The sequence below is a fragment of the Streptomyces sp. NPDC094448 genome (assembly GCF_044763775.1).
Lineage (GTDB): Bacteria > Actinomycetota > Actinomycetes > Streptomycetales > Streptomycetaceae > Streptomyces.
Window position 1 is genome coordinate 1 of the sequence record NZ_JBIWGU010000024.1, and the last position, 13,857, is coordinate 13,857.

Here is a 13,857-nt window from a genome sequence, read left to right on the forward strand (position 1 = left end):
AGGCGCAGGGCGACGGGGATGTTGTAGGTGGCGGTGGGGCCTTCGAGCCGGTGGAGGAACCACAGGCCCTGCTGAGCCGCGGAGAGCGGGATCCGCTGCGGGCGCTCCGCCCGCGCCACCACCGGCGTGCGTGCGGAGGCTGCTTGGGTGAGTTGCTGGGCGAGACCTGCCACGGTCGGTGCCTCGAACAGGGCACGGACCGACAGCTCCGCACCCAAAGTGCTACGGACACGGGAGACGAGGCGCGTAGCAAGCAGCGAGTGGCCGCCGAGGTCGAAGAAGCTGTCGTCGATACCCACCCGCTCCAGACCCAGCACGTCGGCGAACAGGGTGGAGAGAATCTCCTCCTGCGCAGTCCGCGGAGCGCGACCTGTCGTAGCGGTGTGGGTGGGGTCGGGGTCGGGCAGGGCCTTGCGGTCCAGCTTGCCGTTCGCGGTCAGCGGCAGAACATCGAGAGCGACGAACGCCGAAGGAATCATGTAATCGGGAACAGCGCGGGCGAGATACCGGCGCAGCTCCTCCCCCGAAACCGCTGTGCCGGTGGTGTAGGCGGTGAGACGTTCCCCGCGGACGGTTGCGACGGCCTGGTCGACGTCCGGATGAGCCCGCAGCAGAGTCTCGATCTCACCCAGCTCGATACGGAATCCGCGGACCTTGACCTGATCGTCCGCACGGCGCAGATAGACCAGGTTCCCGTCCGGTGTCCAGTGGACCATGTCCCCGGTCCGGTACATACGCGTCCCGGGCGGGCCGAAGGGGTCCGCCACGAAACGCTCACCCGTCAGACCCGGCCGGTGGAGGTAGCCCCGGGCGGTGCCGGTGCCGGCGATGTACAGCTCACCGGGCACACCCGCCGGGACGGGCTGAAGATGCGCGTCCAGGACATAGACCCGCGTGTTCGCCAGCGGACGCCCGATCGTCACCGCCCCGTCCGCCCGGACGACAGCCGCGGTCGACCAGATCGTCGTCTCGGTCGGCCCGTACACATTCGTCACCCGGCCCGCGACCCCCGCCAGCCGTGCGGCCAGGTCCCCGGGCAGGGCCTCACCACCGACCAGAACCCGCACCCCACCCAGCGCACCCACCGCACCCGCATCCGCATCCGCCACCACCGTCCGCCACAGACTCGGCGTCGCCTGCATCACCGTGATCTGCTCGCTGGTGAGCAGAGCACCCAGCTCACCCGGCTCGTGAACCAGCCCCGCAGGAGCAATCACCACCGCCGCGCCCGCCGTCAGCGGCGCGAACAACTCCAGCCCCGCGATATCGAACCCGACCGTCGTCACCGCCAGCAGCCGATCCCCGTCCACCAGCCCGACCCGCCCACACATATCCACCAGGAGATTCGCCAGCGCACCCCGGGACACCACCACACCCTTCGGCCGACCCGTCGAACCCGACGTGTACAGCACATACGCCGTCTGCTGGTTGTCCGTGGTGCGGGGCACGGTGGTGGCGGGGTGGGGTTCGCGGTGTGCCGCCGCGGCCATCCACTCCTCGTCCACCACCACAACCGGCCGGGTCTCTTCCTGCATGAACGCAAGACGATCCGCAGGGAAGTCACCGTCCAGCGGCAGATACCCCCCACCGGCCTTCAACACCGCCAGCAACACCACCACCAGCTCCACCGAACGCGGCAGCATGACCGCCGCAAACCCCTCCCGGCCCAGCCCCGCCTCCACCAGCAACCCCGCCACACGCTCACTCCACGCATCCAACTCCCCGTACGACACCGAAACCCCGCCGAACACCAGCGCCACAGCATCCGGAACCCGCACCACCTGCTCCCGGAACAAGGAGACGACATCCCCGGCCACAGCCACCGTGCGGGTGTCGTTCCACTCCTCCAGCACCCGTCGCCGTTCCACCCCCTCCAACACCCGCAGCCGGCCCACCGTCGTTTCCGGTGCGCTCACCACCGTTTCCAGCACCTGTGCAAACCGCTCCGCCACGCCCTCCGCCAGGGCGCGGTCGACCAGGTCGGGGCGGAAGTCGAGCCGGAAATTCATGCTCTCGCCGCCGGTGCCGGGGATCACGGCCAGACCCAGGGCGTAGTGCGTGCCGCCGCGGATCTCCGCTTCGTCGAGGGCGAGGCCGGCCCGGGCGGCGGAGGCGGCGATGGCCTCGTGGTCGAGGGGGAAGTTCTCGAACACCGTCAGAGTGTCGAAGAGTTCGCCTGTGCCGACGGCACGCTGCAGTTCGGCGAGGCCGAGGTGCTGGTGGTCGACGAGGTCGGACTGCTCGTCCTGGAGGCGCCGGAGGAAGTGGGCGATCGTCTCCGCCGGACGCAGGACGGCCCGCAGGGGGAGGGTGTTGACGAAGAGGCCCACCATCTCGTCGGAGCCGCTGAGTTCGGCCGGGCGCCCGGCAGCCGTCACGCCGAACACGACGTCGTCGCGGCCGGTGAGGCGTCCGAGCAGCAGGGCCCAGGCCGCCTGCACCACCGTGTTCGGCGTGACCCCGTGGCGGCGGGCGGTGCGGGTGAGGGCGCGGGCGGTTTCGCCGGGCAGGGCGAAGCGGATGCGCTGCTGGGCCGCGGGTTCGGTCCCCGGGCGGTCGGTGCCGAGTCTCGTGGGCTCGTCGACTCCGGCCAGTGCGGCACCCCACGCCGCGAACGCCGAGTCGCGGTCGCGTCCCGCCAGCCAGCCGAGATAGTCGCGGTAGGGACGTACACGAGGCGGCTGTGGTGCCGCCCCGGTGCCGGTGGCCGTCTCGGCATAGGCGGCGAGCAGGTCGCGGACGACCAGGGGCAGGGACCAGCCGTCGAGGACGATGTGATGGTTGGTCATGACGAGACGCCACCGGTCGGTGGCGAAGCGGGCCAGCGTGAACCTGATCAGCGGTGGTTCGGCCAGGTCGAAGCGGGTCCACCGCTCCTCGTCGAGGAGGCTCTGCCAGGCCGTCTCGCGCTCGGTCTCGTCGAGGTGGCCCAGCTCGACCTCGCGCCACGGCGCGCCTGCGGTGTCGGCGACGGCAGCGAGCACCCGGCCGCTGTCGACCTGCCGGAAGCCGCAGCGCAGTACGGCGTGGCGGGCGAGGACCGTGTCGGCCGCGGCACGCAGAGCTGCGGTGTCGAGGCTGCCGTCGAAGGGGAGGACCAGTTGCGCGTTGTAGTGGTCGAGGGACGCGGTGTCGAACTGGTTGTGGAAGAAGAGGCCTTCCTGGAGGGGCGAGAGCGGCAGTACCTGTACGGTGCCGGGGGCCGCTGCCTTCAGCTGGGCGATGTCCTGATGCGCCAGTTCGATCTGCGGGACGGGCTCGGCCCCGGCCGCGGCTTCGTCCTCCGGTGTCGCCGAGGCAAGCTCCGCCACGGTCCGGTGGCGGAAGATGTCCCGGGCCCTGAGCCGCAGTCCGGACCTCCGGGCGCGGCCGACCAGCCGCGTAGCCATGATGCTGTCGCCGCCGGAGGCGAAGAAGTCGTCGTCGATACCGACTTCGGGCAGGCCGAGTACATCGGCGAAGAGCGCGCAGAGAGCGGTCTCCCGCGCGGTGCGGGGCGCACGTCGTTCCACGTCGTCGGTGCCGTAGTCCGGCACCGGAAGGGCCTTGCGGTCCAGCTTGCCGTTCGGGGTCAGCGGCAGCGAGGGCAGCGCGACGAACGCGGCGGGGATCATGTAGTCGGGCAGTGCCGCGGCGAGGTGGGTCCGCAGGGCCGTCGTGTCGGGGTCGGCGCCGGTGCCCGGCACCACGTAGGCGACCAGGCGCCGGTCGCCGGGCCGGTCTTCGCGTACGACGACGGCGGCGCGGGCCACTGAGGGGTGGTGCAGCAGGACGGATTCGATCTCGCCGAGTTCGATGCGGAACCCGCGGAGCTTGACCTGGTCGTCGGCGCGCCGCAGGTATTCGAGGCGGCCGTCCGGTGTCCAGCGGACCACGTCGCCGGTCCGGTACATACGGGTTCCGGGCCGGCCGAACGGATCGGCCACGAAGCGTTCGCCGGTCAGCGCCGGGCGGCCTTGGTAGCCGCGGGCGAGCCCCGCGCCCGCTATGTACAGCTCACCGGAGACACCGGCGGGCACAGGACGCAGTGCCCGGTCCAGGACGTACAGGCGGGTGTTGCGGATGGGCCGGCCGATGGAGACGGGGCTGTCCGCCGTGATGTCGGAGACCGTGCACCAGACGGTCGTCTCGGTCGGCCCGTAGAGGTTGGTGACGGACGCGGTGACCGCGCTGAGGGTCTGTGCGAGCGCGGCGGGGAGCGCCTCGCCGCCGACGAGGACGTGTACGTCCTTCAGGGTGTCGTCGGGCTCGGCGGCCAGCGCGTACCACAGGCTGGGGGTGGCCTGGACGACGGTGACGGACTCACGGGCGATGAGCATGCGCAGCGTGTCCGGGTCGCGGACCTCGTCGCGATCCGCGAGCACGATGGAAGCGCCGGACAGCAGCGGCGCGTACAGTTCGAGTCCGGCGATGTCGAAGCTGATCGTGGACACGGCGAGCAGCCGGTCGTCCGCCGTCAGGTCCAGCCGGTGGGCCATGGCGGCGAGGAAGTTGTCGAAGGCCCCTCGGGTGATCACCACTCCCTTGGGCCGGCCGGTGGAGCCGGATGTGTAGATCACATAGGCGGGGTGGTCCGCGTGGGGAGCGGCGGTGCGCTCCCGCGGGTGCAGGTCGACGGCGGGCACGGCGCCGGTGCGGGTCCGGTCGAGCAGCAGGCGCGGCACGTCCGGTCCGGTGATGCGGTCGTCGAGTTCGCCGGTGGTCAGTACGAGGGAGGGGCGCGCGTCGCCCAGGACGTACGCGATGCGGTCGTCCGGGTACTCGGGGTCGACGGGCACATAGGCCGCGCCCGTCTTGAGGACGGCGAGGAGAGCCACGACGAGTTCGGCGGAGCGCGGCAGGGCCACGGCGACGTACTGTTCGGGTCCGATGCCGTGTTGTACGAGGAGCCGTGCCAGCTGGTTGGTGCGGGCGTTCAGCTCCCCGTAGGTGGTCCTGGTGGTGCCGTGGACGAGGGCCACTGCCGCGGGGTTCTGCCGCGCGCGGGTCTCGAAGAGTTCGGGCAGCGAGCGGCCGGGGAGCGGGTGCGCCGTGTCGTTCCAGTCCGTCAGGATCCGTACGCGCTCGTCTTCGTCGAGCAGGTCGACTTCGCCCACCGGCTGGTCCGGGTCGTCCGCGAGAGCGGTGAGGAAGGCGACGAAACGCTTCTGGTGGGTTTCGAGTTCGGCTTCGGTGTAGAGCGCGGGGTTGGCGTCGAATTCGAGCAGTACGCCGCGTTCGGAGGTCGCCGGGTCGCCGAAGGACACCACGGACAGGTCCTTGACGGGGCCGGTCCACAGCGGATGCATGACGGTGTCGTGTCCGCCGAAGCAGATTTCCTGTCCGAAGGACATGGCGTTGACGGTGACGGAGTGCAGGACGCCGCTGCTGCCGGAGAGGTTGAGATCGCGGTGGAGATCCTCGCTGCGGTAGCGCTGGTGCCTGAACGCGGCGCCGATGCCGGTGGCGACCTGCTGGACCAGGCCGGTCAGGGTGGCGTCCGGCGTCACGGCGAGGCGCAGCGGCACCTCGTTGGCGAACATCGCGGGTGTGGCGAGCGCCCCGGGGGTGGGGCGGGCCGTGAGGGGCAGGCCGACGACCACGTCGTCGGCGCCGGTGAGGCGGTGGGTGTAGGCGGCGACCGCGGCGATCAGCACGGCCGACCAGCGGCCCGCTCCGGCGAGCCGTGCCATGTGGTCGGCGGGCATTTCGACGGTGCGCCGCAGGGCGACCGGCGAGGGTTCGGCGGCCCTGCCCGTCAGCGGGGCGGGCTCGGGCAGGTCCGCGAAGGCGGCCTGCCAGTATGCGCGGTCCTCGTCGTGGCGTGGGGAGGTGCGGTAGTCGTGGTCCTGGCCGACGAGGTCGGCCAGCGGGCGGAACCGGGCGGCGGGAGGCTCCTGGCCCGCGGCCAGCTCGGTGTAGGTGCGGGCGAGCCGATGGCAGTACACGGACTGCCCGTAGCCGTCCAGGACGATGTGGTGGTGGCGGAAGTAGAGCAGTGACCGGTTCTCACCGGTGTGGAAGAGGGCGTGCGTGTAGAGCGGGCCGGTCCGCAGGTCCGAGGGTGTGGTCAGGTCGGCGTCCATCCAGGCGCGGGCGGCGGCCATGGGGTCGGGTTCGGCGGTGACATCGAGGATGTGCAGGGGGATATCGCCGTCGGACGGCCGTACGATCTGCCACAGCGCGTCGTCGTCCTCGTCGAAGTGGACGCGCAGCGCCTCGGTCTCCGCGACCGTACGGCGGACCGCTTCGGTCAGCGGAGCGGGGTCAACCCGTCCCGCGATCTCGAAGTAGGTCGCGCAGTTGTACAGCGGGCTGTCGGGGGCCAGTTGCTGGGCCACCCAGATTCCCGTCTGCGCGGCCGAAACAGCCCGACGAACCAACCCATGCTCAGACATTGCAAACCTACCCACGTTCTCTTCGCTATCCAGACGGGCTCTTCTGCACAGGTGGACCGGGGACCGCGGGCTTCAGGTGCCCGTGGTGCCGCCGAACCGTCAGGCCGCGAGCGGAAGTTCTGCGGCGATGACGGCCACGAGTCCCTCGACGGTCGGCTCGTCCCACATGACGGTGGGTTCGAGACTGACGCCGGTGTGGTCTTCGATTTCCGCGACGACCGTGAGGGCGTAGATGGAGTCGAGGCCGTAGCTTCCGAGGGGCTCGTCGGTCCGTATGTCATCGGCGGACAGGTCCAGGTGTGCGGCGATGCGCTCCTTGAGCCAGGTCGTGAGCTGCTCGGACGACGGGCTGGGGCCGGGGTTTCCGGTGGCGAGACTCGACATGATCAGTTCTCCTGAAGGTTGTGACCGGCGAGTCGTCGCCTGACCAGGCCGAGACTCGTGGCGGACTCGTAACGCTCGATCAGCTCGTCGAAGAGTCGCTGTTCGAGTTCGGGAGGCAGCCGTTCGGGCGGGCTGCCGGGCGCCGGCGGGATCCTGGCCAGCACCGCGGCAAGCCAGGCCGGGTCGGTGAGGAATGGGTCCGGGTGGTTCTGGTTGCCGCGCCACAGCTCGACGCACGCGGCGGCCGCCAGCACGTTCACGTAGCGGTGGGTGAGGTCGTACGACGCCGAGCTTGCCGCTACGGACCGTTCGACGGGCGGCAGGTCTGCGCATTCCGTGGTGAGGTTGCGAAGCTCTCCGGTGAGGTGGGCGCCGACCCGGCGGATCACGGGGTGGGCGAGCATCAGGGCCGGCTCCGCTTCCAGGCCCGCGGCCAGCGAGGAGCTGAGTCGTTCGCGTCCGGCGCTGGTGACGGTCAGCCGGTCGAAGGGGATGGCGGGCAGTTCGGCGTCGAGTCGGAACAGTTCTTCGGGCGCGGCCTCACCGGTGGGCCACGATCGGCGGGCCAGCAGGGGAAGCTGCGGCAGGAGCGACATCTGGCAGGCGGCGCGTGCGGCGTGCCCGAAGCCGGCCGGCTGGATGTCGCGCAGCAGCTTCTGGAAGATGGCGTGCTCGCCCTCGCGGATGTAGAAGTGGGCGCCGAGGAGGGTGGACAGCCGGTGCATGGCGTCCATCAGGATCCGGGATATGAAGAATTTGACGGCCTGCGCGTAGATTCCGGTCTCGGCCGGGACGAGGTGGATGGCGCGGGCTCCGACGGTGGCGAACGCGTCGCACAGCAGCAGGTCGGCGTGGGTGGCGGCCAGTACGGACCGCACCTCGGGAAGGTCGGCGGCCCGGCGTCCGTACAGCTTCCGCGTGGTCAGGTGCCGCAGGGCGGTGCGCAGCCCGGTGTCGAGCATGCCGTTGAACATCGCAACCAGCGTGGTGCGGGTGATCTGGAACGACTTCAGTGCCGTCTCCAGGCCCTGGCCCGGTCGGCCCAGGATGCTGTCGGCGGGTATCGGGCAGTTGTCGAACTCGATTCCGCCGAGCTGGACTCCGCGCATACCGACACTGGGGAAGCGCGGCAGATCGCGCATCCGGCCGGCGGGGACGGAGGACTTGTCGACGAGGATCTGGGAGTGGCTCCGGCTGCCCGGCCGACGGTCGGTGCGCGCGAACATGACGACGGCGTCGGAGCGCCGGAGGTTGGTGACCACCTCCTTGCGCCCGTTGAGGAGGAGGCGTCCGTCCGGTCCGGGCAGGGCCTCGAACTCCATTCCGGCCATATCGTTGCCGTGGGCCAGTTCGTGGTAGGCGACGGAGACCTTCCGATTGCGCAGGAGCAGTCCGGCGACGTGCCGCCGCTGCTCCTCGCTGCCCGCGGTCCAGATGTTGACGGCGGCGATGAAGGAGCTGACTCCGTAGCCCAGGCCCAGGCAGGGGTCGCGCCGGTAGACCGACCGCATGATCTCGATGAGGTCGTCGAGCCGGGTGAGGCGCCCGCCGTACTCGGGGGGCACGAATTCGGCGTTGAGCCCGTACGCGTCGAGCGCGTCCTCCCCGGCGGTGAACATCTCGGCCCGCTCGTCCGCGGCGAGGATCTGCTGGAAGCCCAGCGGGTTGACCGGATCCCGGGGATCGCCGAGGTGCTGTTCCAGTGTGTCGGCCCGGTGCGGGAACGCCGGGCGGGCCGTCGCGGTCGCCGTGCTCGTCATGAGGCACTCCTGGTTGCCACCCGGGGCCCGAGTGCGGCGGTGAGGGTCGGTGTCGAAGCGCCGAGCGCGTGGTCGGCGAGCCGGTCGTAGGCATCGGGGCCCGCGGCACCGGGGCTGTGGCCGAGGCGGGTGAGGACGGTGCTCAGGCAGGCCCGCAGCCACAGTGCGTCGTGCCACACGGTCGGCGGGCCGCCGGGGTCCGCCGCGTCGGGGGCGTTGTTCAGCCACAGGTGCAGGCAGGCCGCCGCCGCGAAGCACAGTTCGTAACGCTCGGCCTGCGCGAAGGCGGACGCCGGTACGTCCCGTGCGGTCCGTCGCCGGGCGCCGAGGTCCTGGTGGAGGAGGTCCGTCTCGTCCCTGATCCGCTCGGCGAGGTCGGCCGCCTCTGCCGGGATCTGCCCGGTCTCGGCCAGGGCCCGGACGCGTGCGACGGCGTCCGGCAGGCTCTGGACCACGCTGCAGCCGCCCTGGGAGATCAGCGCGAGCCCCGCGCGGTCGAACTCCGGTACGGGTACGGCGAGCCGGGTCGCCGCGGCGACGGCCGCCGGGTCGGTCCGTCCGCGCCGGTAGCCGGTGGCGAGGAGGGGGAACTGGTCGATCAGGGCGTTGCGGTTGACGGCCGTGTTGCCGTCGAAGATGGCGACGACCCTGTGGTCCCGCTCCAGCTTGGCGAACGTCCCGTCGGCGTACTCCTCGGTGAGGAAGCTTCTGACACCCAGAAGCTCCGCGGTACGGTCGAGGATGCCCTGTACCAGGTCGGGTACGAGGGCCTTGGTGACCGCGGAGGTCACGCTCATCTCCCCGGTGAGCGCGTGGATGCTGCGGCCGGCCACGATGGCGGTCGCTTCCGCCAGCAGCTGTGCGGCGGTGATCTCCCCCAGGATGCGGCGGATCCGCGGCAGCTCGCTCAGGGTGCGGCCGTACAGCCGGCGGCCGCGTGCGTAGTCGGCGGCGATCCTGACGGCGGTGTCGCCGGCTCCGAGGGAGAGCGCCACGCAGATGGTCCGGGTGAGCTGGAGGGCCTTGAGGACGATCTCCACGCCCGCCCCGGTCTCGCCGACGAGCGCCGCGGCGGGTACTTCGGCCCGCTGGAAGGCGATACCGCTGATGTCCGCACCGCGGATGCCGTGTGTGGGGACTTTGGGCAGGCAGGTGAACGACCCCTCCGTGAGGCGCCGCTTGTCCACCAGGAGCAGGCTGAAACCGCGGGGGCCGCCGTCCGGTTCGGTACGGGCGAGGACGCATACGAGGTGACCCCGGGTAGCGTTGTTGATCAGCCACTTCTCACCGTCGATGAGCCAGCCGCCGTCGGCCGTGCGGACCGCCGTGACCTGCCCGGCGAGGAGGTCGCTGCCGTACTGCCGCTCGGTGAGGCCCCAGGACGCGATCGCCCCGGAGAGGACCAGCTGCCCCGTTCGGCCGGCCTGTTCCGCGGTCCCGGCGACCCATACCGACGCCGCGCCGAGGAACGTTTTGCCGTGCGCCACCGCTACGGTCAGGTCGCGGCGCGCGACGGTGCGCAGCAGCAGCATGAGTTCGGTGTGGTCGTCCAGCCTGCCACCGGCTGTGACGGGTACGTAGTGCGCGGGGAGGCCGAAGTCGTCGAGGACCCGGCACGCGGCGGACGGGAACGCCTCCCGCCGGTCGAGTTCGGCCAGCGCCCCGGGCCGGAACGAAGCGTGTTCGTCTCCCGGGGCTCCCAGCACCGAGTCCAGGGCTTCGACGGCGGACCGGTGCACCGTACGGCTCGCCTCCGCGTCCCGCTCAGCGGATTCGCCGCGCTCCTGGTCCGTACGGCCGGACTGCGCGATACGGACGTCCCGCTCCGCGGGTTGGTCGCGCTCCTGGTCCGTACGGCCGGACGGCGCGATACGGGCGGTGGCGGGGCGTGCGTTCATGCCGACTTCGCAGGGGTGTGACGGGAGTCCTTCGGGCCGGTGTCCAGGTGGAGCGCCTTGAGATCGCCGGCCAGGAAGAGTTCGCGCATGGCGGCCCGCTGGATCTTGCCGCTGGTGGTGCGGCTGATCCCGCCGCGCCGCAGCAGGACCACCGCGTGCACGCCGGTGCCGAACTCTCGGGCCACCGTCTGCCGCATGCCGGTGGCGAGCTTCGCGAGGACGTCCGCACCGAGCCGGCCGCGGACCTCGTGCATGACGACGATGCGTTCCTCGGTGCGGTCCCGGCCGCGCACCGGGACCGTGAACACGGCCCCGAACAGGCCCTTCAGATCGTCGTGCTGGGCGCGCAGTTCGTGCTCGATGTCCTGTGGGTAGAGGTTGCGGCCGCGGACGATGAGCGTCTCCTTGATCCGGCCGGTCACAAAGACCTCACCCTCGTGGACGAGTCCCAGATCCCCGGTCCGCAGGAACCCGCCCTCGCCGCCGGCGGTCTCGGCCCGGAAGGTCCCCCGGGTGGCTTCCGGCCGCTCCCAGTAGCCCTGGGCGACGCTGGCGCCCTTCAGCCAGAGCTCACCGATCCTGCCCTGCGGCAGGACCTCACGGGTGCGCGGATCCACGACGCGCACCGTGTAGTCGTGCGCGGTGCCGCAGGCCACCAGGGCCCTGGTGTGCGGCGATGCCTCGGCCGGTACGAACTCGTGCCGTGCCAGCGCCTCCGCGTCGACGTGCCGGACCACCGGCTCCCGGACGCCTGTACCCGAGACGAAGACGGTGGCCTCCGCCATGCCGTAGCAGGGGGTCAGCGAGTCGGCGCGGAATCCGGCCCCGGCGAACCGCTCTGCGAAAGCAGTCAGTGTGGCCGCCTGCACGGGTTCCGATCCGTTGGGCGCGTAGGTCCAGCGGGAGAGGTCCAGTCCGGCGAGCTGCTCGTCGGTGACCTGACGGACGCACAGCTCGTAGGCGAAGTTGGGCGCAGGCGACCAGTCGAGCCCGTACGTGTGGACCATCCGCAGCCACCAGTGCGGCCGCTTCAGGAAGGTGGTGGGGGACATGAGTACGCAGGTGCCGCCCAGCACCAGAGGGGGCAGCAGGACCCCCATCAGTCCCATGTCGTGGTAGTACGGAATCCAGGAGCCGAAGCGGGTCGACCCGTCGATCCCGAAGGCGCGGCGCAGGCTGTCCACGTTGTGCAGCAGATTGCCGTGGGTGATCATCACACCCTTCGGCTCGCCGGTGGAGCCTGAGGTGTACTGGAGCAGGGCCAGCGTGTCGTGGTCGAGCGGCGGCGCGACCCATGCGTCCGGATCCACCGGCCCCGCCTCGTCCGTCACCAGGATGCCGTCCGCCCCGACCGCCTCCTGACCGGCGGCCCATTCGCGGACATCGGCGTGGGCGACGGAGTTCGTCAGGACGATGCCCACCCCGGCGTTCTCCGCGATGGCCGTGACCCGTTCGCGCTGATGACGGTACTGCCCGGGCAACGACGCCGGCACGGCGACCACACCGGCGTACAGGCAGCCCAGGAACGCGGCCGCGAAGTGGATGCCCTCCGGGTACAGCAGAAGGGCACGGTCGCCGGGCTCCAGCCGCGCACCCAGGCGTACGGCGATTTCGCGGGCCGCCGTATCGAGTTCCGCAAAGGTCAGTGTTTCGTCGACCCTTTCGGCGGAGAGGTCCCGCACGAAAGTCACGGCGGGCGCCTCGGGCTGAGACAGCACATTTCTGCGAAACGCATCGGTGACGCCGGGAAGATCTATGACAGCAATCGACATGGGCCATTCCCCCAAAAAACGCGGCACAGAACGCGCGGCTCACGACAGAATTCCATCCGGCGGGGAACATAACCACTGCGCCCGAGACCAGTCAACAGACCATGAACACCCACGGAACACCGACTCCATGACAGAGGGTAGCCGCCCCATCACGCATGGTCGACAAAATTGACACTGTTCACGCCGCCATCGAGGTTTTCGGGAGCCGGCGCCGTCGGCCGCGCCACATCAGATTCCTGCGGATATTCAGCCTCCCCTTAAACCGGTGACAGGGCCGGTGTGCTCGTGTTCAATACTCTTGCCCAGCCGTCAAGGGCATTGCATAAACAACGAGAGGTGCGGGAGTGAAGCAGACCGGGCTCCAGGATATTCTGCCGCTGACTCCACTCCAGGAAGGCCTGCTCTTTCACGGCCTTTACGATCCGGACATCGAAGACGTCTATGTCTCCCAGCACATCCTCGACATATCAGGACCGCTCGACACCACGGCCCTGCGTTCGGCCGCCGACGCGCTGCTCTCCCGCCACGCCAGCCTGCGCGTGGGATTCCGGCACGAGGGGCTCAGAACGCCCGTGCAGATCGTGCCCCGGTCGGTGCCCACTCCCTGGTACGAAGAGGACCTCGCCGGCGAACCCGACGAGGCGGCGCGGGACGCCCGCGCCGAGGAACTGCTGCGCGCCGACCGCGAGACCCGCTTCGACCTGTCCGCTCCCCCGCTCGTCCGGTTCACCCTGCTGCGGCTCACCGACCGCCGGTACCGCTTCTCCCTGACGTTTCATCACCTGCTGCTGGACGGCTGGTCGCTGTCCGTAGTTCTGCACGAACTCTTCGCCCTCTACGGCGCCGGCGGCGATGCCCGCGCCCTGCCGCCTGTCACGCCGTACCGCACCTTCCTGGGCTGGCTGGCCCGCCAGGACCGGGACGCCGCCCGCACGGCCTGGGCCGCCGCCCTGTCCGGTCTGGCCGAACCGACACTGGTGGCGTCCGGCACCGGCACAGCCGTTCCCGAGCGCATCGCCTTCTCCCTCACCCAGGAGCAGACCGGGCAGCTCGCCGACCGGGCACGCTCCCTCGGGCTCACCGTCAGCACCCTCGTCCAGGGCGCGTGGTCCCTGCTGCTGTCCAAGCTCCTCGACCGGGACGACATCGCTTTCGGCGTCACCGTCTCCGGCCGGCCGCCGGAGATCCCCGGCATCGAGACCATGGTCGGGCTGTTCATCAACACGGTCCCGGTCCGCGTCCGGCTCCGCCCCGCCGAGCCGGTCGGACAGTTCCTCGGGCGGCTCCACCAAGACCAGCTGGCCCTGCTCCCCCACCAGCATCTCGGCCTCACCGAGATCCATCAGGCGGCCGGGCACTCCCAGCTCTTCGACACCATGGTGGTCTTCGAGAACTATCCCCACGACGCCGGACGGCTCTCCGCGTCCACCACCGAATCCCAGGACTCCAACGCCTCCCCCGACCCGGTCCACGTCACCGGCCAGAGCACCAGCGACCGCTCCCACTACCCCCTGGTCCTGGTCGCTCTACCGGGCACCACACAGCGCTTCCGCCTCGATTACCGACCGGACTTGTTTGATCGTGGGTCGGTGGTGTTGTTGGTGGAGCGGTTTGTGCGGGTGTTGGAGGGTGTGGTGGGGGATCCGTTGGGTCGTGTGGGTGGGGT

6 protein-coding genes are annotated in these 13,857 nt (G+C 70.6%); 1 reads left to right on the plus strand and 5 read right to left on the minus strand.

Features of this window, described 5'->3' with window-relative positions:
• The 5 genes from ACIQ9E_RS29495 to ACIQ9E_RS29515 all read right to left on the minus strand — a co-directional run.
• The coding region (locus tag ACIQ9E_RS29495; protein WP_403712222.1) for an amino acid adenylation domain-containing protein at nucleotides 1-6,320 on the minus strand (6,320 nt) is incomplete at its 3' end.
• Nucleotides 6,321-6,476: 156 nt separating this feature from the next.
• Nucleotides 6,477-6,761 carry an acyl carrier protein gene (locus tag ACIQ9E_RS29500; protein ID WP_403712224.1) on the minus strand — a complete coding sequence of 95 codons (285 nt, stop codon included), beginning with the start codon at nucleotides 6,759-6,761 and terminating at the stop codon, nucleotides 6,477-6,479.
• A gap of 2 nt (nucleotides 6,762-6,763) precedes the next feature.
• Entirely contained in the window at nucleotides 6,764-8,521 is a 1,758-nt protein-coding gene (locus tag ACIQ9E_RS29505) for an acyl-CoA dehydrogenase family protein (RefSeq protein ID WP_403712226.1), read from the minus strand.
• Nucleotides 8,518-10,419 carry an acyl-CoA dehydrogenase family protein gene (locus tag ACIQ9E_RS29510; RefSeq protein ID WP_403712228.1) on the minus strand — a complete coding sequence of 634 codons (1,902 nt, stop codon included), beginning with the start codon at nucleotides 10,417-10,419 and terminating at the stop codon, nucleotides 8,518-8,520. The genes ACIQ9E_RS29505 and ACIQ9E_RS29510 overlap by 4 nt, the downstream gene beginning before the upstream one ends.
• Nucleotides 10,416-12,191, minus strand: coding sequence for a fatty acyl-AMP ligase (locus ACIQ9E_RS29515; protein ID WP_403712230.1), 1,776 nt, complete (start codon nucleotides 12,189-12,191; stop codon nucleotides 10,416-10,418). Before ACIQ9E_RS29515 ends, ACIQ9E_RS29510 begins: the two co-directional genes overlap by 4 nt.
• 344 nt (nucleotides 12,192-12,535) lie before the next feature.
• Here ACIQ9E_RS29515 and ACIQ9E_RS29520 point away from each other — a divergent pair.
• Nucleotides 12,536-13,857, plus strand: a 1,322-nt coding sequence (locus tag ACIQ9E_RS29520) for a condensation domain-containing protein (RefSeq protein WP_403712232.1), incomplete at its 3' end; no start/stop codon positions are given.